The organism is Pantoea folii (genome assembly GCF_056678875.1).
Genome location: NZ_JBWXON010000002.1, coordinates 106,453 through 127,293 on the forward strand (window position 1 = coordinate 106,453; position 20,841 = coordinate 127,293).

The 20,841-nt window shown below is 53.4% G+C and carries 19 protein-coding genes; 7 read left to right on the plus strand and 12 right to left on the minus strand.

The features are described 5' to 3' along the window. Positions 1-7: 7 nt before the first annotated feature. From AC1MDE_RS04005 to rstA, 6 genes are all read right to left on the minus strand, one after another. Positions 8-814: a trypsin-like serine peptidase gene (locus tag AC1MDE_RS04005; RefSeq protein ID WP_034821307.1), complete on the minus strand. Its 807-nt coding sequence runs from the start codon at positions 812-814 to the stop codon at positions 8-10. A gap of 116 nt (positions 815-930) precedes the next feature. Then, on the minus strand, positions 931-1,011 hold the full coding sequence (gene ydgU / locus AC1MDE_RS04010; protein ID WP_455843913.1) for a small membrane protein YdgU: 81 nt from the start codon (positions 1,009-1,011) through the stop codon (positions 931-933). A gap of 82 nt (positions 1,012-1,093) precedes the next feature. Continuing rightward, positions 1,094-1,519 carry an acid resistance repetitive basic protein Asr gene (gene asr / locus AC1MDE_RS04015; RefSeq protein WP_480344317.1) on the minus strand — a complete coding sequence of 142 codons (426 nt, stop codon included), beginning with the start codon at positions 1,517-1,519 and terminating at the stop codon, positions 1,094-1,096. Positions 1,520-1,690: 171 nt separating this feature from the next. Further along, positions 1,691-3,178, minus strand: coding sequence for a carboxypeptidase M32 (locus AC1MDE_RS04020; RefSeq protein ID WP_479414514.1), 1,488 nt, complete (start codon positions 3,176-3,178; stop codon positions 1,691-1,693). 12 nt (positions 3,179-3,190) lie between these two features. Next, on the minus strand, positions 3,191-4,501 hold the full coding sequence (rstB, locus tag AC1MDE_RS04025) for a two-component system sensor histidine kinase RstB (protein ID WP_058962094.1): 1,311 nt from the start codon (positions 4,499-4,501) through the stop codon (positions 3,191-3,193). Continuing rightward, complete coding sequence (gene rstA / locus AC1MDE_RS04030; protein WP_034830927.1) at positions 4,498-5,223, minus strand: two-component system response regulator RstA; 726 nt, start codon at positions 5,221-5,223, stop codon at positions 4,498-4,500. The genes rstB and rstA overlap by 4 nt, the downstream gene beginning before the upstream one ends. A 176-nt stretch (positions 5,224-5,399) precedes the next feature. On the opposite strand from rstA, the gene AC1MDE_RS04035 reads away from it, so the two are divergent. After that, complete coding sequence (locus AC1MDE_RS04035; protein ID WP_058962093.1) at positions 5,400-5,813, plus strand: hypothetical protein; 414 nt, start codon at positions 5,400-5,402, stop codon at positions 5,811-5,813. Here AC1MDE_RS04035 and AC1MDE_RS04040 read toward each other — a convergent pair whose 3' ends face one another. Both AC1MDE_RS04040 and ydgH read right to left on the minus strand, forming a co-directional pair. Then, complete coding sequence (locus AC1MDE_RS04040) at positions 5,814-7,205, minus strand: basic amino acid/polyamine antiporter (protein WP_479400862.1); 1,392 nt, start codon at positions 7,203-7,205, stop codon at positions 5,814-5,816. 211 nt (positions 7,206-7,416) lie between these two features. Next, a complete protein-coding gene (ydgH, locus tag AC1MDE_RS04045) occupies positions 7,417-8,373 on the minus strand; it encodes a DUF1471 family protein YdgH (RefSeq protein WP_058962091.1) in 957 nt (318 codons plus the stop codon). 538 nt (positions 8,374-8,911) lie between these two features. On the opposite strand from ydgH, the gene pntA reads away from it, so the two are divergent. Together pntA and pntB are read left to right on the plus strand one after the other, a co-directional pair. Further along, on the plus strand, positions 8,912-10,444 hold the full coding sequence (gene pntA / locus AC1MDE_RS04050; protein ID WP_034830919.1) for a Re/Si-specific NAD(P)(+) transhydrogenase subunit alpha: 1,533 nt from the start codon (positions 8,912-8,914) through the stop codon (positions 10,442-10,444). A gap of 11 nt (positions 10,445-10,455) precedes the next feature. After that, positions 10,456-11,844 carry a Re/Si-specific NAD(P)(+) transhydrogenase subunit beta gene (pntB, locus tag AC1MDE_RS04055; RefSeq protein ID WP_479398607.1) on the plus strand — a complete coding sequence of 463 codons (1,389 nt, stop codon included), beginning with the start codon at positions 10,456-10,458 and terminating at the stop codon, positions 11,842-11,844. Positions 11,845-11,890: 46 nt separating this feature from the next. Here the strand turns inward: pntB and uspE are convergent, their stop codons facing one another. After that, the gene (gene uspE, locus AC1MDE_RS04060) at positions 11,891-12,847 is read right to left on the minus strand and encodes a universal stress protein UspE (RefSeq protein WP_034830915.1); all 957 of its coding nucleotides are present in this window, start codon (positions 12,845-12,847) and stop codon (positions 11,891-11,893) included. Positions 12,848-12,965: 118 nt separating this feature from the next. After that, a complete protein-coding gene (locus AC1MDE_RS04065) occupies positions 12,966-13,718 on the minus strand; it encodes an FNR family transcription factor (RefSeq protein ID WP_034830913.1) in 753 nt (250 codons plus the stop codon). A gap of 296 nt (positions 13,719-14,014) precedes the next feature. On the opposite strand from AC1MDE_RS04065, the gene smrA reads away from it, so the two are divergent. After that, positions 14,015-14,581, plus strand: a complete 567-nt coding sequence (gene smrA / locus AC1MDE_RS04070) for a DNA endonuclease SmrA (RefSeq protein WP_058962089.1) — start codon at positions 14,015-14,017, stop codon at positions 14,579-14,581. On the opposite strand, the gene AC1MDE_RS04075 is transcribed toward smrA, so the two are convergent. Beyond that, a complete protein-coding gene (locus AC1MDE_RS04075; protein WP_038650097.1) occupies positions 14,582-15,502 on the minus strand; it encodes a LysR substrate-binding domain-containing protein in 921 nt (306 codons plus the stop codon). It abuts the gene before it with no gap. A gap of 310 nt (positions 15,503-15,812) precedes the next feature. Between AC1MDE_RS04075 and AC1MDE_RS04080 the strand changes: the two genes are divergently transcribed. Beyond that, entirely contained in the window at positions 15,813-17,147 is a 1,335-nt protein-coding gene (locus AC1MDE_RS04080) for an MFS transporter (protein ID WP_479400864.1), read from the plus strand. Positions 17,148-17,235: 88 nt separating this feature from the next. Then, complete coding sequence (gene hglS / locus AC1MDE_RS04085) at positions 17,236-18,573, plus strand: 2-oxoadipate dioxygenase/decarboxylase HglS (protein WP_479398604.1); 1,338 nt, start codon at positions 17,236-17,238, stop codon at positions 18,571-18,573. Positions 18,574-18,642: 69 nt separating this feature from the next. On the opposite strand, the gene AC1MDE_RS04090 is transcribed toward hglS, so the two are convergent. Continuing rightward, positions 18,643-19,077, minus strand: coding sequence for a DoxX family protein (locus tag AC1MDE_RS04090; RefSeq protein WP_034830906.1), 435 nt, complete (start codon positions 19,075-19,077; stop codon positions 18,643-18,645). A gap of 192 nt (positions 19,078-19,269) precedes the next feature. Here AC1MDE_RS04090 and AC1MDE_RS04095 point away from each other — a divergent pair, with 192 nt between their 5' ends. After that, on the plus strand, positions 19,270-20,787 hold the full coding sequence (locus tag AC1MDE_RS04095; protein ID WP_480344318.1) for a carboxylesterase/lipase family protein: 1,518 nt from the start codon (positions 19,270-19,272) through the stop codon (positions 20,785-20,787). Positions 20,788-20,841 lie beyond the last annotated feature (54 nt).

Below are 20,841 nucleotides of genomic sequence, written 5' to 3' on the forward strand. Positions count from 1 at the left end.
GAAAATCTTATTTCGCCAGCTCTTCCAGACTGTCTTTAAACGACGTCACCGCGATGGCACGGTTATCAGCGCGATAACGGTCCGCTGGCGCGGGTGCAGAGCTTTGCACGGCAATCAGTTTCCAGCCATCACCACTTTTCAGTAGCAGCGGCGATCCGCTGTCGCCTGGCAACGTATCACATTGATGCGACAACACAGCGCGTTGCGCCCAGCCGGTAATCAGGCAGTCGCTGTGAGAATAGAGCGTGTCGAGGTGATCAGCAGGGTAACCGGCTTGTGTCACTTTGCGTTCGGTGGTTTTCAACGCATCGGTTAAATCGCTACGTGAGCCGTCAAATAAGGGGATGGGTACGATACCCGACGGCGGATTATGCAAAATGACCAGCCCGTAATCGTAAGGTGCCGCGCCTGGTGGCACGATCCAGCCCTCACCATCGGCCTGTAGCCTGCGCGCCAGTGAAGGTTCTACACGCGCATCAATATCATGTATTTCGTAACGCCAGCCTTTAGCACCTGACATAAAACGCAGCGCCACCGGTTTATCAAATTTACCCGGAGGGGCGAGCAGGCAGTGTCCAGCGGTTAATGCCAGATGGGCGGATATCAGGGTGGCCGTGCAGAGGTTGCCACTTTCGGTCTCCAGTTGGCCAATGGCATCCCAGGGAGCGGCACTCACATCCGTAATGGCTTTGCGGTGGTCTTTGCCAAAAAATAGCGTCTTGATGTCTTCCGGGCTTGGCCCATCTTCATCATCGGCATGTGCTGCGAGGTTAAAACTGAAAATTCCAACAAGTAACAGGATAGCCAGGCGCATAGTTCTCTCAATGGCGAGAATAAGAAGAGGTTATTGTCATCACGCTTGAGCGATAACTATAGTCGGAGAGCGGGAAAAAAGGGAGAAATATTGGAGTAATCAGCACGCTACAACGACTAGATAAAAAAGCTGGCTGCAACAATGCCGCACAGGATCATCACAATCAGGATAATTTCGAAGCGATAGCGACGCACCATTTTTCGCTACTCCAGTAAATAAACACCCGGCATAACCGGGTGTTTTCAATCGTTAATGCGGTGTTGGCGCTAAGAGGCCGACTTATTTAGCCGCTTTTTTCACTTTGTGGTGCTTTTTAGCAGCCTGAGCTTTCTGAGCAGCTGGTTTGGTTACTTTTTTGTGGTGCTTTTTAGCAGCCTGAGCTTTCTGTGCAGCTGGCTTGGTTGCTTTTTTGTGGTGCTTTTTAGCAGCCTGGGCTTTCTGTGCAGCTGGCTTGGTTACTTTTTTGTGGTGCTTTTTAGCAGCCTGAGCTTTCTGAGCAGCTGGCGCTTTCTTCGCTACTTTTTTGTGTTTCTTAGCTGCCTGAGCTTTCTGGGCAACTTTCTTATGATGAACTGCTTTGTGCTTAACAGGTGCTGCGGTAGTGGTAGCGGCAGCAGCCGGAGCAGCTGTAGTGGTCTCAGCAGCGAAAGCAACAGAAGACATACCCATAGCAGCGGCGATCACCAGTGCAACTAATTTTTTCATCGCAAAATCCTCGAACTATTTTTTCATGTGTAGCCCACTGCGGGGCCGGTGAAAGAACTATATGAAAAACAATTCGGTCTTTCCGTGAGGCATTGGTATCGGCGTGTAACGGAATGTACAAAGGCGGGTTAAGGAAGCGAAAAGGGGCGGCCGATCGGGCCGCCGCGCAGTTTACTCAGAGAGATAGCGTTGTTCAAGGTGCTGGCGGAAATAGTGCGGATTCAGTGTTTCACCCGTGGCATTCACCAACAGTTGCTGCGTCGGGAAGCGGCTGCCGTGCTGCCAGATGTTCTGCTGTAACCAATCAAACACCGGCTGCAACTCCCCGTTACGGATCAGCTCATCCACTTGCGGGATAGCGCGCTTTACCGCCTGGAACAGCTGGGCGGCGTACATGGCACCCAGCGTGTATGTTGGGAAGTAACCAAAGGCGCCATCGGTCCAGTGAATGTCTTGCATGCAGCCATCACGGTAGTTGCCACGCGTATCCATCCCCAGAGACTGCTGCATTTTCTCATCCCACAGCGCAGGGATGTCATCAACTTCAATCTCGCCTTCAATCAACGCACGTTCGATTTCGTAACGCAGAATCACATGAGCTGGATAGCTCAGTTCATCGGCATCCACGCGGATAAAGCCCGGCTTCACGCGTTGTGTCTGGCGAACAAAGTTATCCAGCGCTAATGCGGGCTGGTTACCCATCAGGGCGACGACCTGCGGATGAATATGCTGCAGGAACGCCTTGCTGCGGCCCAACTGCATCTCCATAAACAGGCTTTGTGATTCATGCATGGCAGTCGAGCGAGCGTGGGCCACCGGTTGTCCACGCCATTGCTTTGGTAGGTTCTGCTCGTAACGTGCATGACCGGTTTCGTGGATCACGCCCATCATGGCACTGAGGAAGTCGCTCTCATTGTAACGCGTGGTAATGCGCACATCTTCCGGCACGCCGCCACAGAAGGGGTGGGCACTGACATCCAGGCGACCATGATTGAAATCAAAGCCCAGCGTTTTCATCACACTTAAGCCGAGCTGTTTCTGCGCTTCAACAGCAAAGGGACCCACCGGCGCCGCGATGGTGGTTTTCTGCTGCTTCTCGACGGCTTTCTGTAGCAGCGAGGGTAGCCAGCTTTTTAATTCGCCAAAGGTATTGTCGAGTTGTGCACTGGTCATACCCGGTTCGAACACATCCAGTAACGCGTCATAACGAGAGACACCCAGCGCTTCGGCGCGTAACTGGGCTTCCTCACGGCTGAGTTTCACCACTTCTTTCAGGTTAGCCGAGAAGCCTTGCCAGTCGTTGGCGGGGCGCTGTTGGCGCCAGGCATGCTCACAACGCGAACCGGCCAGCGATTTGGCTTCAACCAACGAAGCGGGCAGAATCGTTGCCTGCTGCCACGCACGCTGCATCTCGCCCAGGTTAGCTTGCTCTACATCGTTCAACGATTCCTGCTGGGCGGCATCGAATAAGCCGCCAAGGCGTTTATCGGTCAACAGTTCATGCATAAACACACTGAGTTCCGCCATGGCTTCACCGCGCGCCTGGCTGCCGCCGGGTGGCATAGTGGTTTGCATATCGACACCGGCAATAGCCCCAAGATGGCCAAAGCGTGCCAGGCGCTGGAAAGTTTTGCTAAGTTCCTGATAAGCAGAAGTCACAATTAAAGCTCCTTATGACGGTAAACGGGGCGAAATATCTCGCAAGGGTAGATCAACCGGCCAGCAGAAGCGAACGCTGGCACCACCGAGCGGACTGCTCTCAATAGTGACCTGTCCCTGCAGTGCCTGCGCAATAGAGTGGACAATCGCCAGCCCGAGCCCACAGCCGCCGGTCGCGCGATCGCGACTAGGGTCGAGACGCACAAAAGGTTCAAAAACGCGTGCGCGCTCTTCAGGTGGAATACCTGGACCATCATCTTCAACCTGTAAATTACCGATGGCGCCGTCAAACCACAGACTGACGCGCAAACGCTGTTGGGCATAACGCAGCGCATTGTTCACCAGATTATCCAGTACGCGTTCCATCAAACGGGTATCGGCGGAACCCACATTCTCAAGTTGCGGAATATCCAGCGCGATATGCGCTTGAGGATTCATGGTTTGCACATCTTCGATATGCACACGCAACCACTGCGCCAAATCAAACGACTGAAGGTTGAGATCGACGCGTGGGCGGTCGAGGCGCGCATAGGTTAACAGCTCTTCAATCAGGCTCTCCAACTGGCCGACATCGCGGTTCAACGCAGCCGACTCGGCGTCACTGAGGTTATCGCTCATTTCCAGGCGATAGCGCAGTCGAACCAGCGGTGTCCTTAACTCATGGGCGATGCCATCAATCAGCTGCTTTTTGCTGGCAACCAGCGTATTGATATTGTCCGCCATCTGGTTAAACGCCACGCCGAGGCTGTGCAGACTCGATGTACTTTCAAAATGGGTACGCACATCCAACTCACCGCGACCAAAACGTTGCGCGGCTTTTTCCAGCCGCTGCATCTCCTGCCAGTGCGGACGTAGCCAGATAAACACCGGCAGCGCCAACGACATGCCGATAAACGCCAGCAGCGCGATATCCAGAATGCGCATCTGATGCAGATAAAACAGATAAGGGATCGGGCCGACCGACAGCACATAATGGCTGCGCGGTATGTGCTGCAGGAAAGTGTATTGATCGTCGAGTGCGACGATCTCACCGGCGCGCAGGCGGCGCATATCAGGCTCATCCAGCTGATATTTACTCATCGGTTCGATATGCAACTCAAAAGACAAATCGAGATCGAGATTGCGGATGGTTTTATTCCAGTCACGCGGGGGGATCTCACGCAATTCACTGCGCATTAAAAACAGCGAACTCGCCATCAAATCATTCATTGACTGGCGGCCCGCACGCTCAGCGGTGAACTTGTACACCAAGCCCACCAGCAAAGTCATCACCAGAAAGCAGACGAACAGCAGCAGATAGAACTGGATAAAGAGCTTTCTCATGCGGAGCGGGTATCCCAGGCCTGAGGCGCGAACAGGTAACCTTTATTGCGGATGGTTTTGATACGAAACGGCTCGGTGGCACTGTCATACAGTTTTTTGCGCAGGCGGGATATCGCCACATCAATACTGCGATCCATGCCGTCATAGCTTACCCCTCGCAAGGTTTTCAGCAATGCATCACGATTCAGGATCTGGCCTGCATGCGTGGCCAGCTCCCACAGCAGATCAAAATCGGCGGTGGAGAGGGTGATGTTCTCGTCAAACAGCGTGACCTGGCGATTGAGGGAGTCGATGGTCAGCGAACCAAAACGCAAAACCCGCTGTGAACTTTGTATAGCGGGCGCCACTTCAGGCTGAGAACCCTGGGCCTGGCGCAGATGCAGACGCAAGCGTGCCAGCAACACAGCGGGCGGCGTGGTTTTCAGAATGTAGTCGTTGGCGCCCATCTCCAGCGCCAGAATGTGGTTCATGTCACTGTCGAGCGAGGTCAGCAGCACAATCGGCCCTGACCAGTGCGCGCGCAAGTCGCGGCAAACGGTCATGCCATCTTTGCCCGGCAACATAATATCCAGTAGCACCAGATCGGGATCGGCTTCTAAAATAGTCGCTTCAGCACGGTCACCGCGCGTTTCAACAGTCACTTCAATATCGTGGCGGCCAAGATAAGCGGCGATCAATTCACCGACTTCTGGCTCATCTTCCACATAGACAATTTTGTTCATATTTCACGGCAAGTGATGAGAATGACAGCAGCATAACTTTTCCTGGTCCTGAGCTCTACGCTATCGCACGAAATATCCCTGCCTGACTGGTATAATTACGGTGAAATGTGCCATTATTAGCGGCGCGTTGTAGCGCAAGGTTCGGAACCGTAACGAAAACCAGGAGGAGTGCGAGGGTGTCTGATAAAGAGCTGGCTTCAGCCGGATACAGTGACCGCATCTGCTTCAATTACAGCGATTTTCTCTCCGCTTCCTGCAAAAAACGCTGGAGTTTCGTTGACGCCATTTACGGTGTCATGCCGATTTTTGGCATGGTGACGCGTAAATCTGCACACGGCTTAGCGGCAAGCGACGATCATCTGAAAGAATTAGCATTACAAATCATTTCAACGCAGGTCAGCGACGAGATCAATATCGCGCGACTGATTACTCTCGCAGAACAACAGCACATCAGCCGTTTTGACATTCAACTGCCTTATCCGTTGTCAGAAAATCAGCTGGACGCGATTCATGAGGAATACCGTAAAGCGCTCAATCTGACACAGCAGGATGACCTGCTGTGCGTCTCAATCCCGGTTCAACCTCACTAATTACTGCGTAAGCTGCCACATTGCTGGCAGTGCTGCCGCAATCAGTAATCCAATCGCGATGCGCTCAAGTTGTGACAACACTCTGTTACCACGGCCGCCGCGTCGCGCGTAAAGGAACAGCAGTAATCCCGGCGCATAAAGCACCACAGACAACAGCAGGTGCAGCGGGCCAGAAGCATAAAGCAGCCAGAATCCGTAGGCACTGGCACCCAATCCTACCGCCAATGCCAGCGGATTTTTTTGTCCGCCAACCACTTTAATTAAATACAGACCCACCAGCAGATACGGCACCAGAATCATCTCTGACGCGATGGTCAGCAGCGTATTGTAATCCGCGCCAGTGACCGCAATCAGGATCAGACAAACCTGCACGCTGCCGTTTGTGAGCCACAACGAAGCGGCTGGCGAATTGTGACGATTCTGCCGCGCAATGCTGCGGGGAAAAGCCCCTTGCTGTGCCGCCAGAAAAGGGACTTCTGCCGCCATAATTGTCCAGCTTAAATACGCGCCGCACACGGAAATAATCAGACCCACCGCAATCACCGTATTGCCCCAATGCCCTAACAGATGCTGCATCAAGCCGGCCATGGAGGGATTTCGCATTTGCGCCAACTCTGCACGCGGCACCACGCCCAGTGCAAGCAGGGTCACCAGTAAGTAAACCAGCAGTGCCGCGATAACCGCCAGCATGGTGGCGCGTCCCACATCTTTCTTATGACGTGCCCGCGCGGAGACTACCACGGCGCCTTCCACACCAATAAAGACCCACAAAGTAATCAACATGGTCTGCTTGACTTGCTGCCAGAGTGGCTGGCCCAGCGCGGCGCCGCTGAAGTCAAAGTGGAAGCGATCGTAGTTGAATGCGAGTAAAGCCAACACCACAAACAGCAGCAGCGGTACCAGTTTCCCCAGGGTAGCGAGCAGGTTGATGCTGGCAGCCGTTTGCACACCTCGTAACACCAGCCAGTGCACCAGCCATAACAGGACTGACGCACCAAGCATCGCTTGCCAGGTATTGCCATCGCCAAAGACCACGTGGTCAGGCGAATCGGTGAAGAAACTCAGCGCCGAAAAGACAATCACCAGATACGACACGTTGGCGATGACCGCACAGAGCCAGTAGCCCCAGGCAGAACAAAATCCTACCAACTCACCAAATCCGGCGCGCGCATAGGTAAAAATCCCGCCATCCAGTTCGGGTTTTAAGCGTGTCAGCAGCAGCATGGCCAGCGCAAGAAACAGGATGCCCACACCAGTGATCAGCCAGCCAATCAGCAGTGCAGCGGGGCCGGCGACGGCAGCCATATTTTGCGGCAGGCTGAACACGCCCGCGCCGAGCATCGAGCTGAGTACCAGCGCAGTGAGCGCGCTCAAACCTAATTTTTTATCCAAAACACCATTCCTGGGTAGCAGAGTATGCTGGGTAGTGACGATTCCGCTGGAGTGTAACGTGGCAATTGGCCGGATTTAAAACGGAATACCCTGAAAACAGACGAAGGATTTTACGGAGAGCGAAAAGGGAAGGCAATGCAGGATTATGCAGATCTGCGCACAGACTATGCAAATAGATGAGCAGGGCGACAAAAGCCGCCCCGCAGGAGAATTACTTGAACAGATCCGCGGTCACGGTCAGGTTACCACCGCTCTGGCTCGACCACTGACGGGTGATGTGATAGTACTTCGCACCCTTATCTGCTGCGCGTTTAGCCACGGCTTCAGAGACTTCAGTCGGTGTACCAAAGTGATCGGAGAAGGTCACAGTATCAAACGGCTGCATCTGTGCGGCAGTAATCGCATTCACTTCCTGCACGCTACGGCCATCTGCCAGCTTAACGGTATAACGCTGACCGGTTGAACTCTGCGTTTCAAAGAAACGGCCTACGCTACGGCTAGGGCTATCAGACGAGGCAACACCCGGAATGGCCACTTTGCTGGCTGCAGCGCCACCAGCAGCCAGTGCTGCTTTGCCGGCTTCAGAATCGGCAGGAATCGAATCTGAAACATTCTGCACCTTACGTTCTGGTGCATCAGCTTTATAGACATAAGCCGTCACGTACTGGTTGCCGCCGTTGTTGGCATCAACCTGACGCACAATAAAGAAGGATGCCGCGCCTTTGTCTTTCGCCTGTTTGGCAATGGCATCATTCACATCTGGCTGGCTGGCGAAGAAACCGCTAACAGAAACAGTATCGAATGGCTCTAAACGATACGCTTCGGCTTTTGGCAACTCTTTCACACCGCTAAAGGTGCGGTATTGGGTGGTCTCATCCGCTTTTGGCGCATTCGCTTTGTAAAGATCCGCCGTTACGCGCCAGTTGCCGCCGTTGCCATTGGTATCGTTAATGCCCTGCACATAGAAGGAGTCAGCGCCTTTTTCATCGGCTGCTTTGGAGATGGCATCGGTGGCATCGCCAATAGCATTAAAGCGACCGTTGATATTAATACGTTTGAATGGCTTCAACGCGGCCGCTTGTTCTGGCGTCAACTCTTTGGCGGCAAATGCATTTGCTGCCAACAGTGATAACAAGGTGGTCGCCAGAATGGTGTTCTTCAGCTTCATAAAAATGATCCTTCGCCTTACGCAAAATGAGTACGAAAACGTGCTGGACTCTTGATGTATAACAGATTAGCCGCTGATTATTGCATGTAATAATCAACCTGTCTCAGCCAATTTATGCGCATAACATTGACAATCTCCGCAAATTATTCATCGACATGTCATTTGCCTATGCTATGGCCTTTTTTAACCGGCTTACCACTTATTCTGGTAACACATAGTGCCATAATAGTTAATGCATTGTTAAATAAAGGTTTTTTAAAACACTTAATTCGACATGACACGATTCTGCGCAGCAGATTATTTTTTATTACGGCATAAAACTAGTGGCAAAACGTGGCATTCAATCTTTGCATCTGAATATTTGAGTGAATGTCATAAGTGTGCGTTATCGCTGTGGATCACTTTTCACATTTTCAGTAGGTTATAAAGACTTTGTTACATTGCGCATTTTGCTCATAAAAAGCTGAAACGCTGTTTCAGCCTTATGGGCTTGTGCCACTTACAGAACCTCATCCTTTAATTGTTGAAAGGAAACAGTATGTTAATTGGGATACCCAAAGAGCGGTTAGCCAATGAGTCGCGCGTTGCTGCAACGCCAAAGACCGTTGAGCAACTGATCAAGCTGGGATTCAGCGTCACGGTCGAGCAGGGCGCAGGTATTCGCGCAAGTTTTGACGATGAGAGCTTTATCGCCGCTGGTGCCACTGTCAGCACCACCGAAAGTGTCTGGCAGTCTGACATCGTGTTAAAAGTGAATGCGCCAGACGATCAGGAGATCGAACTGACGCGCGCCGGCAGCACGTTAGTGAGCTTTATCTGGCCCGCACAAAATCCGGCACTGCTGGAAAAACTGGCGGCGCGCCAGGTTACCGTCATGGCGATGGATTCTGTGCCACGTATTTCTCGTGCCCAGGCACTGGATGCGCTGAGTTCCATGGCGAACATCGCGGGTTACCGTGCCATTGTTGAAGCGGCGCATGAATTTGGCCGCTTCTTTACCGGGCAAATCACCGCCGCGGGTAAAGTACCACCGGCGAAAGTGATGATTATCGGCGCGGGCGTGGCCGGTCTGGCAGCGATTGGCGCGGCGGGCAGCCTCGGTGCGATCGTGCGTGCGTTTGATACCCGTCCAGAAGTGAAAGAACAGGTGCAGAGTATGGGCGCCGAGTTCCTTGAGCTGGATTTCGAAGAAGAAGCCGGCAGTGGCGATGGCTATGCCAAAGTGATGTCAGAAGCCTTTATTAAGGCAGAGATGGAGCTGTTTGCCGCGCAGGCGAAAGAAGTCGATATCATCGTCACTACCGCTTTAATCCCGGGCAAACCGGCACCGAAGCTGATTACCGCTGAAATGGTTGCCAGCATGAAGCCAGGTAGCGTGATTGTCGATCTGGCGGCAGCAACCGGCGGTAACTGTGATCTCACGGTAGCTGATCAGGTGACTCTAACCAGCAACGGTGTGAAGATCATTGGTTATACCGATCTGCCTAGCCGTCTGCCAACACAGTCCTCTCAGCTTTACGGTACCAATCTGGTCAACCTGCTGAAACTGCTGTGCAAAGAGAAGAACGGCGAAATCACCGTCGACTTCGAAGACGTTGTGGTACGTGGCGTCACTGTGATTCGTGACGGTGAAGTCACCTGGCCAGCACCACCGATTCAGGTATCTGCTGCACCGAAAGCGGCGCAGGCGGCCATTGAGCCAAAAGCAAAAGTGGAAGCCAAACCGGTTTCACCGTGGCGCAAATATCTGCTGCTGGCATTGGCTGTGGTGCTGTTTGCCTGCCTCGCTAACGTGGCACCGCCTGAATTCCTCTCCCACTTTACTGTCTTCGCGCTCTCCTGTGTCGTCGGTTACTACGTGGTGTGGAACGTTAGTCACGCTTTGCATACGCCATTGATGTCCGTCACTAACGCCATTTCCGGCATTATTGTGGTGGGTGCGGTGCTGCAGATGGGACACGGCGGGTGGGTGACTTTCCTTGCCTTCGTCGCAGTACTGATTGCCAGCATCAATATCTTCGGTGGATTCACCGTCACCCAGCGCATGCTGAAAATGTTTCGTAAGAATTAAGGGGTAACAACATGTCTGGCGGATTAGTGACTGCAGCATACATTGTTGCCGCAATTCTGTTTATTTTCAGCCTGGCTGGCCTCTCAAAACACGAGACGTCAAAGCAGGGTAACATCTTTGGTGTCAGCGGCATGGCGATTGCGCTGCTGGCGACCATCTTCGGCCCCAACAGCGGCAACGTGGCGTGGATCCTGCTGGCGATGGTGATCGGGGGTGCAATCGGTGTGCGTCTGGCGAAGAAAGTCGAAATGACTGAAATGCCAGAGCTGGTAGCGATTCTGCACAGCTTTGTCGGTTTGGCTGCGGTGCTGGTGGGTTTCAACAGCTACATCGATCATGCACCAGGACTGGCGCCGGTGATGGAAAATATCCATCTGACGGAAGTGTTCCTCGGCATCTTTATCGGCGCGGTGACCTTCACCGGTTCCATCGTGGCGTTTGGTAAACTGCGCGGCAAGATTTCGTCGAAAGCGCTGATGTTGCCACATCGTCATAAAATGAACCTGGCAGCGCTGGTGGTTTCCTTCTTGCTGATGCTGTGGTTTGTACAGACGAATAGCACCGTTTCACAAGTCGTCGCGCTGTTGTTGATGACGGTGATTGCGCTGGTGTTCGGCTGGCATCTGGTGGCGTCGATTGGCGGTGCGGATATGCCGGTTGTGGTGTCGATGCTCAACTCCTACTCCGGTTGGGCGGCAGCGGCTGCGGGCTTTATGCTCAGCAACGACCTGCTGATCGTCACCGGTGCGCTGGTGGGTTCATCTGGTGCCATCCTGTCCTACATTATGTGTAAGGCGATGAACCGCTCGTTCATTAGCGTGATTGCCGGTGGTTTTGGTACCGATGTGAGTGTCGGTGGCGAGAGCGAAGAAGAGGGTGAACATCGCGAAATCACGGCAGAAGACACGGCGGAATTGCTGAAAGGCTCAACGTCTGTGATCATCACCCCCGGCTACGGCATGGCAGTGGCGCAGGCACAGTACCCGGTGGCGGAAATTACCGAAAAACTGCGTGCGCGTGGCATCAAAGTGCGTTTCGGCATCCACCCGGTTGCTGGCCGTTTGCCTGGCCACATGAACGTGTTACTGGCTGAAGCCAAAGTGCCATATGACGTGGTGCTGGAAATGGACGAGATTAACGATGATTTCAGCGATACCGATACCGTGCTGGTGATCGGTGCCAATGACACCGTTAACCCGGCGGCACAGGAAGATCCGCGCAGCCCAATTGCTGGTATGCCCGTACTGGAAGTGTGGAAAGCGCAGAACGTTATCGTGTTTAAACGTTCAATGAATACCGGTTACGCCGGGGTGCAGAACCCGCTGTTCTTCAAAGACAACACGCAAATGTTGTTTGGTGATGCGAAGGCGAGTGTAGAAGGTATCCTGCGCGCGCTGTAATCTGAAGTGCGATTAAAAAGGCGACCATCTGGTCGCCTTTGTTGTTTTAATCGTCTTCGTCTTCTTCATCGTCATAATCAATCGGCGATTTGAAATCGTCCGGTTTGATTGCCAGCAAATCACAGCGGAGATGATCGATAACCTGCTCAGCGGTATTCCCCAGGAACGCGGCCGAAAGGCCAGTGCGGCCGATGGTGCCGAGTACCACAATTCCCGCCTCCAGATGAGAGGCGATATCCGGTATCACTTCCTCCGGCAAGCCTTTTGCCACATGCGTAAACTCTTCGCCGATGGAGAATTTCTGGCGTAGCGCTTTCATCGCCACCAGATGTTGTCCGCGAATCGCATCGTTATACACGCTGGGGTCAAAGTCGGGGAGTTCAATGGCGATATTGATTGGCGTGATGGGATAAGCACCGACAAGGTGCACTTCGGTGTGATTGACCATATCGGCCAGCAGCACGGTTTCACGAATCAGCTTTTGGTTTAATTCATCGTGATGGGGTTCTTCACTGGCCAGATTGACCGCCACAACGGCTCTGCCACCTTCCGGCCACGGCTGATCTTTCACCATCCACACCGGGCAAGGGCATTTGCGTAGTAGATGCCAGTCTGTCGGGGTAAAAATCACTGCTTCCAGGCGATCGTGCTGATGGGCCATTTTCAACACCAGGTCGTGCTGGTGCGCCATCACTTCCTGAATGATCGCTTCATAAGGGCGGTTATGCCACACCACTTTAATTTCAATATCAACACCGGCCTCAAGATAGGCGTGGGCCTGTTGACGAATCCATTCAGTACGCTGACTGATCACACCTTTACGCATGTTGGATCGCTCATCAGGCGACAACAAGGTGGTCATTTCATAGGAGAAGTCGTAGATAGGCAGGAAAGCTTTGATTTTTCCGCCGATACGTTGATTCAGATACACCGCACGACGCAGCGCGGGTTGATCGTCCTGTTGGGCGTCAATCGCCACCAGAATATTTTGGTACCGGGACATAAGGCAATCTCCTCAAACCAAAGCAAGTTGGATTAAAGATAGCCTAAGTTGGCGCAGGGCAGAAGGGGAAAAGTTGTTGCCGGATCAATAAACTAACATTTATCGACCCGGCATAGAATCACGCAGCTTGTTCAGTCTGACCCGCCAGTTCCGCCAGCAACGCATGGTTCTCGATAGTGATATATTTGCCTTTAACGGCCAGCATGCCACTTTTCTGGAAGCGGCCCAGCAGACGGCTAATGGTTTCTACGGTTAGTCCCAGGTAGTTACCAATGTCACCACGCGTCATGGTCAGGCGGAATTCGCGTTGTGAGAAGCCACGTTGACCAAAGCGGCGTGACAAATTCCAGACAAAGGCCGCCAGACGCTCTTCCGCGTTTTTCTTGGAGAGCAGCAGGATCATATCCTGATCGCCTTTAATCTCACCGCTCATCAGACGCATCATCTGCTGGCGCAGTGCCGGCATTTTACCGGAGAGATCGTCGAGAGTTTCGAAAGGAATTTCACACACCATCGCTGTTTCCAGCGCCTGAGCAAAACTCGGGTGGTGCGCGCCGACAATCGCATCAAAGCCCACTAAATCCCCTGCCAGATGGAAGCCGGTAATCTGCTCGTCACCCTGTTCAGTAATGGTATAGCTTTTGATGGTGCCGGAGCGGATAGCGTAAAGCGATTTCAGTTCATCACCGGCTTTGAACAACGTCTGACCTTTCTGAATCGGCTTTTTGCGCTCAATGATATTGTCCAGCTGATCCAGCTCATGCTCGTTCAGTGTGAAAGGGATACACAACTGGCTGATACTGCAATCCTGACAGTGAATGGCACAACCGCCAGACTGAATACGTCGAATGCTGCGTTTTTCCGGGATCATATAGGTACGCTCGATGATTATTGACTGCCGTCAATTTTAACATTTTTACGCGTTAAGGGAACTCATCCGAGCAGTAATTCCCCTTAAACCCCCACTAACGTAGGGTATACCTGAGTTTGCGCAAGGTTTACCTGACATTATTTTTTGACCTGGAACGTTTTGTTGCCATATTTACATCTGGTCATAACTTGTCTCAGCGCAAAAAGTGACAGATGTGATGCCAAAAATCCTTTGCTACTATTTTGTTTTTGAGCGGCAACTTGCGCTCAGCTAACCACCAGGCGTGAGAAAACACCATGAACCTAGACGATGAAGACCTTTTCCGGGATGCCATGGGCGATGTGACGCCACTGAAAGATTGTGCCAATACCCAATGGTTGCGTTCCCCTTCGACCAAAGCGCCGCGCCCGACGCAAGCCAATGACGAACAGGAAAATTTCCTCACGCGGGGCTTTCTTGACATCATCCCGCTGACGACACCGCTGGAATACAAAACAGAAGGGATTCAACAAGGTGTGTTGGACAAGTTGCGGCTGGGGAAATATCCCCTGGACGCCAGCCTGAACCTGCTGCGTCAGCCGATAGAAACCTGTCGAAAGTCATTGTTCAGTTTCATGCTGCAGGCACGCAAGCAGGGGCTACGCAATCTGCTGATTATCCACGGTAAAGGCCGTGATGATGAAGCCCATGCCAATATCGTACGCAGTTATCTGGCACGCTGGCTGACGCAGTTTGACGAGGTGCAAAGCTTTTGCGTGGCGCAGCCCCAGCACGGAGGTGCCGGGGCACTGTATGTCAGTTTAAGAAAAACGGATCAGGCGCGGCTGGATAATCGTGAGCGCCACGCCAAACGCAGTCGCTAATCAGGTGTGAAATTTGCGAATGGTCGCCAGCAACACTTCGGCACTCAGGCTGAGATGACTGCCGCTGCGGGTGATAATCCCCACCGGCTCTCCCGGCCCAGGGGAGTTAATTGGCAGTGCAATAACGGCATTATGGCTAAGATCTTCCTTGATAGCGCCTGAGGGGACAAACCACACATAGTCATAACGCAGGGCCAACTGACGCGCCAGCGAAGTGGATGAGGTTTCAACACAATTCGCGGGAAGCGCACAACCTTGCTCGTCCAGCATATGTTGAGCGATACGACGCGGGGCGGTGCCCTCCGGCGATATCACCACCGGCCACTGCATCGCGCGCGATAACGTGACGTTGTCACTGAGGAGTGGGTGTTCCGGACGTACCACCAGTTTAAGCGACTCAAGGAATAGCAATTCATAACTCAGACCCGCCATCATTTCACTGTCGGCCATGCGCCCAATGCCAATATCAAACTCACCCGCGCGCAATCCGGCCAGCAGAACATTATTATGTAATGTCGCCACTTGTACCGTGGTGTTCGGTTGTTGCTCGTGAAAGCGATCGAGAATCTGTGGCAGCATACCCATTGCCGCTGTGGTGAGTGCGCCGAGGCGAATCACGACCGGTCGGCCGGGTTGTGGGGTGTTAAAGCTTTGGCCTGCATGGTTAAGCGCATCCAGCACTTTTACCGCATGGACAAGAAATTGCTCGCCGAGCGTCGTTAACTGGGCACCGAGACGACCACGTTCAAACAGACGCGCGCCAGCCAGTTCTTCCAGCTCATTCAGGGTTTTTGAGAGCGCAGGCTGGCTGAGATTGAGTGTCTCTGCCGCGCGCCCCAGCGTGCCTTGCTGCGCGACCGCAACAAAGGTGTGTAAATGGCGCAAGCGAATGCGCTGATTGAAAAGGGAATTTTTGTCCATAGCCTCAAACATAATGACTTTTACCTGATGGCGGCAATGGGAAAACTGGAATTATGTTAACTTCACTGCAAAATTATATTAACAAAATCCCTGGTATTGCTAACCTGATGTTTTAAAAAGAATTAGTAAAAATCAGCGCCAATGCAAAATTATCACCTATTGCAATATCAAGCGCTTAATCTCGCATAATTTGAATAATTCTCACTTACACTTAAAAATCCTGCCCGTTATTGTTAACGATGAGCTATCATTAGCGCCGTTTTTTTTACCAAAACTGATGATTAAACGATGAATGTGCAGGAGTTGATCCGTGACCACCGTTGAAGCCGTAGATGTTCGCCAGCTGATTAATCAGAGTGCGCTTAGCCGTTGGCAAAAACGCCTGATTGCGCTGTGCTTCATCGTTGTTGCGCTGGATGGCATGGACATCGCGCTGATGGGCTTTATCGCTCCTACATTGAAAGCCAGTTGGGGCGTCACTAATCATCTGCTTGGCATGGTGATCAGCGCTGCGCTGATTGGCCTGGCCTTAGGTGCCATGGTGGCAGGGCCATTGGCCGATCGCTACGGGCGGCGTGTGATGATACTGCTCAGCGTGGGTTTTTTTGGCTTGTGGACGCTGGCCACCGCCATGGCGCAAAACATCGATCAAATGATGTTATTCCGTTTTCTCACCGGGCTTGGCCTCGGTGCAGCCATGCCAAACGTTGGAACGCTGGTAGCAGAGTATGCACCAGAGCGTCGACGTTCATTCATTATCACCGTGGTGTTCTGCGGTTTCACCTTTGGTGCCGCATCGGGCGGATTTGCAGCTTCCTGGCTGTTGCCTCGCTATGACTGGCACTCCGTGATGTTGATGGGTGGCGTCTTGCCGCTGATTGTTTTGCCTTTCCTGCTGCGCGGCTTACCGGAATCCGTGCGCTTCCTGATTAGCCGTCGCGCACCTGCTGCACGTATACATGCCATTTTGGATCGCATGCTGCCTGGCGTCGTTGAGCCGAACAGCCATTACCAGTCCACTGAACAGGTTGTCGTGCGGCGTGGCGCAGTGGCGACGGTGGTTTCCCGGCGATATCTCTTCGGCAGCCTGATGTTATGGGGCGGCTACTTTATGGGGCTGTTCCTCGTCTATCTGATTGGCAGCTGGATGCCCTCGCTGATCAACACGCTGGGAATGTCGGTGACGGAAGCCGCCATCGTTACGGCGATGTACCAGGCGGGCGGCACGGTAGGTTCGCTGTTTGCGGGCTGGCTGATGGATCGCATTAATGCCAATATCGCGCTGGCGGTGATCTACTTCTGTGGCGGCATTGCGATTGTCGCGCTCGGCTTCTCCCCGGCGGAAGTGGGATTAATGAGTGCCATCGCCTTCTTTAGCGGCTTCTGCTTTAACGGCGCCAATACCGGCATGAATGCGCTGTCCGCCAGCTATTACCCTACGCACGCGCGTGCGACCGGTTCCAGCTGGATGCACGGTGTGGGTCGTGTCGGTGCGATTATGAGTGCTTTTGTCGGCGCAGAGCTTCTTTCGCTCGGGTGGTCGTTCAGCCAAATCTTCCTGTTGCTGGCGATTCCAGCGGTGCTCACCACGATCATGCTGGCCCTGAAATGTCGCTTTGGTGACCCGTCAGACCGGGCTGAGTGACAGGGCGGTCACAGTTCCACGAAATTCCTCCACGGCGATAAAGGGTTGATCTACATTAGCAACAACCCTTAACGCCGAGGTGATGACCATGGAAAACTTTCTCACCAGCGATGCGATTCGCACGCTGTTCTCACAAGCGATGTCCAGTATGTATCAGCAGGAAGTGCCGCAATATGGCACCCTGACGCAACTGGTCACGGCCGTGAATGAACGTACGCTGGAAGCACAACCCGCTTTAAAAAACCGCCTCGCTGCCGCCGATGAACTGGACCGTCTCAGCGTGGAACGTCACGGTGCGATTCGTGTGGGAACGGCAGAAGAACTCAGCACGCTGCGCCAGATGTTTGCGGTGATGGGGATGGAACCGGTGGGATATTACGATCTCTCCCAGGCGGGCGTGCCGGTTCACTCCACCGCTTTTCGTCCGGTTACGGACAGCGCATTGCGCCGCAATCCGTTCCGCGTGTTTACCTCTCTGTTACGTCTTGAACTGATTGATGATGCCGCGTTGAGAGAGAAAGCCGCCGCGATTTTAGCCGCGCGCGATATTTTCACGCCGGGTTGTCGCGCATTGATCGCGCAACACCAACAGCAGGGCGGTTTAAACGCTGCGGACGCGGCGCTTTTTGTCAAAGAGGCGCTGGAAACCTTCCGCTGGCATGCCCACACCACTGTGGACAGCGTGACCTACCGCGCACTGAGTCAGCAACATCGATTAATCGCCGATGTAGTGTGCTTCCAGGGGTGCCACATCAACCATCTGACCCCACGCACGTTGGATATAGATCGCGTGCAAACCTTAATGCCCACGCGCGGCATCGATCCTAAAACCCTCATCGAGGGCCCCCCCCAACGTCAGGTGCCGATCCTGTTACGTCAAACCAGCTTTAAAGCGCTGGAAGAGGCAGTGCATTTTAATGACGGCACCCCCGGCACACATACTGCGCGCTTTGGTGAGATCGAGCAGCGCGGCGCGGCGCTAACCCCCAAAGGTCGCACACTCTACGACCGTCTGTTGGCGGAAGCGGGCACCGGCAGTGATAACCAGCATCATCAACAGCATCTGAGCGCGGTGTTTCGCGATTTCCCAGATGATGAAGATACCTTGCGCGAACAGGAACTGGCGTGGTTCCGCTATCGTTTGACCGCTAAGGGCACCCAGCATCCTCCGCAAACGGGAGAAACTCTGGTTCAACTGCTTGCTGAAGGGCGCGTGCTGGCAGAACCGATAGTGTATGAAGATTTTCTGCCAGTGAGCGCAGCGGGGATATTTCAGTCTAATTTAGGCGACGAAACGCACGCACGTAGCGCGGGCAATGCCAGCCGGGCGGATTTTGAAGCCGCGTTAGGTGCAGCGGTGCAGGATGAGATGGCGTTGTATCAGCAGATGCAGCAGCGCAGTCTGGCTCGTTGCGGGATACGTTAAGGGCATAAGAAAACCGGTCTGTGAAGTGGCATCAGCACTTCAGCAGACCGGCTTCATTTCTTTTGATTTTTATTGCAAGCGCGAATCACGCACCAGCGTGTACTTCCCGGCACCCAAGAACATGATGGCGAGTGCGCCCAGCAGATAAAGCGCCTCTGTTTCCAGAGACCAGGCGCCAACATCTGTGCGATGCCAGACTGCGCCCATTTTTACCAGCAAGGTCGCAACAACCATGTTCACCGCAATAATGAAAGCCGCAGGGCGCGTCATTAAACCGATGATCACCATGACAGGTGCCACTATTTCCCCGATGTAAGCACCGTAAGCGATGAAACCTGGCATGCCTTTAACGGCCAACATATGAGCGATCCAGTCGACGCCATGCATCACCTTGAATTCGCCATGAAATAACAGCAGGCCGCCAAACGTCAGACGTAACAGCAGTTTACCGAAGTCCGGGTGATCGCTCATCCGATTGAACATCTGGTTGATACCACCAAACATCGCGCTTCTCTGTCTCGCCAGGTTAACTTGTAACCTTAATGCAATTCGCCATGCCAGGGTTAGCCAAATAATTTGATGGAGATGTTCAATGGATCGAAAGCATATTCGGCTTAATCTGCAAATGCTTTCAGAACATGGACATTCGCTCAAGGCCTGCAAATAATGGAACCAAGCTTGATCTGGGAACCCGAGATGAAAAACGAACGACGTCTGAGGATAATGACCGCAGAGGGTGAACTCAGAGGCCTGATTGACGATGATCTTTTTGTCTTCAAGGGAATACCTTACGCCGCGCCACCTGTGGGCGCACTGCGCTGGCGTCCGCCACAGCCGGTTGCACACTGGCAAGAAGTACGTGAAGCCACGCAATGGGGTGATGCCAGCTGGCAAAACCGGGATTATTGCGTGGCAGTGGGTGGCGGCGATCCGGGCCGGTTCAATGAGGATTGTCTGTACCTGAATATCTGGACCCCAGACGTTGAGCCCTCCCGTCCCTTGCCGGTGATGGTGTGGCTGCACGGCGGAGGCTTTACCATCGGCGCGGGTAGTATTGATCCCTATCGTGGCAAAGCCTTAGCCGCGCAGGGCGTCGTCGTGGTCACGCTCAATTATCGTCTTGGCCATTTTGGCTTTTTCGCCCATCCGGCGCTGGATGCTGAATACCCGCAAGAAGCGGTGGTAAATAACTTTGCCTTGCTGGATCAAATCGCTGCGCTGCAATGGGTTCAACGCAATATTCCCGCCTTTGGCGGCGATCGCCACAATATCACACTGTTTGGCGAATCATCGGGGGCGCGCAGCGTGTTGTCTCTGTGCTGTTCTCCGCTGGCTGAAGGGCTGTTCCACAAGGGTATTGTCCAGAGTGCATACAGCTTGCCGGATGTGCCGCGCAGGAGGGCGCAACAGATCGGTAAACAGGTTGCAGCGCATTTTGGCCTGCCGGATCACGCCTCTGCCGAACAGCTTCGTCAGTTACCTGCCGATCAATTCTGGCCGCTGCAACGTCCACTGGGATTAGGTCCGGTGGCAATCAGCGGTGATGCGGTGCTCCCCAAACCGATGCTCGAAACCTTTATGGCCGGTAAACAGCATCGGGTGCCGTTGATGGTGGGAAGTAACAGTGATGAAGCCAGCGTATTGGATTATTTTGGTGTTGATCCTGCAACGGTGTTACAACAAATTCGTCGCAAAAATCGCCTGAGTTATGGCCTGATGAAATGGCTATACGATATTCACGACGATACCTTACTGGGCCGGGCAGTGGCGCGAGACATGGCGTTTACCGTGATCCCGTTGCTGGTGGCGCAGTCTCAACACAGTATTGGCATGCCTGCCTGGCGATACTGGTTCGACTATGTGTCAGAGAACGCCCGCGACCTCTATCCACATGGCACCTGGCACGGCAACGAAATCCCCTATGTATTCAACACGCTGACCTCACTGAAACCGCTGCCTGAGCGGGATTACACTGCCGCAGATAAGCGCTTCGCCGACATGGTCAGTACTTATTGGGTGACCTTCGCCCGGGATGCCAGTGAGTTTAGCTATCGGCTGCAGGGCAAAATCGACTGGCCGGTGTGGCGTCCCCGTGAAGACCTGACATTAGCCCTCGGTGATCAGGGTAAACCGCAAGCGGTGTTGAAGGCGCGTTTTATGCGTGGGCGGCTGCGTTTGTTCCGTCTGATGATGCGCAGCCACGTTAAGCTTTGATGAGCAGGCTAATAGTGAAATTGCGCAAATGAATTTATAAGGCAAATTTTCGGC

Coding starts and splice junctions, on each gene's coding strand:
- rstB (WP_058962094.1), bottom strand. CDS start 4,501: ATGAGAAAGCTCTTTATCCAGTTCTATCTGCTGCTGTTCGTCTGCTTT.
- AC1MDE_RS04095 (WP_480344318.1), top strand. CDS start 19,270: ATGAAAAACGAACGACGTCTGAGGATAATGACCGCAGAGGGTGAACTC.
- asr (WP_480344317.1), bottom strand. CDS start 1,519: ATGAAAAAATTAGTTGCACTGGTGATCGCCGCTGCTATGGGTATGTCT.
- uspE (WP_034830915.1), bottom strand. CDS start 12,847: ATGTCCCGGTACCAAAATATTCTGGTGGCGATTGACGCCCAACAGGAC.
- hglS (WP_479398604.1), top strand. CDS start 17,236: ATGGAAAACTTTCTCACCAGCGATGCGATTCGCACGCTGTTCTCACAA.
- ydgU (WP_455843913.1), bottom strand. CDS start 1,011: ATGGTGCGTCGCTATCGCTTCGAAATTATCCTGATTGTGATGATCCTG.
- smrA (WP_058962089.1), top strand. CDS start 14,015: ATGAACCTAGACGATGAAGACCTTTTCCGGGATGCCATGGGCGATGTG.
- AC1MDE_RS04005 (WP_034821307.1), bottom strand. CDS start 814: ATGCGCCTGGCTATCCTGTTACTTGTTGGAATTTTCAGTTTTAACCTC.
- pntA (WP_034830919.1), top strand. CDS start 8,912: ATGTTAATTGGGATACCCAAAGAGCGGTTAGCCAATGAGTCGCGCGTT.
- rstA (WP_034830927.1), bottom strand. CDS start 5,223: ATGAACAAAATTGTCTATGTGGAAGATGAGCCAGAAGTCGGTGAATTG.
- AC1MDE_RS04065 (WP_034830913.1), bottom strand. CDS start 13,718: ATGATCCCGGAAAAACGCAGCATTCGACGTATTCAGTCTGGCGGTTGT.
- ydgH (WP_058962091.1), bottom strand. CDS start 8,373: ATGAAGCTGAAGAACACCATTCTGGCGACCACCTTGTTATCACTGTTG.
- pntB (WP_479398607.1), top strand. CDS start 10,456: ATGTCTGGCGGATTAGTGACTGCAGCATACATTGTTGCCGCAATTCTG.
- AC1MDE_RS04075 (WP_038650097.1), bottom strand. CDS start 15,502: ATGGACAAAAATTCCCTTTTCAATCAGCGCATTCGCTTGCGCCATTTA.
- AC1MDE_RS04090 (WP_034830906.1), bottom strand. CDS start 19,077: ATGTTTGGTGGTATCAACCAGATGTTCAATCGGATGAGCGATCACCCG.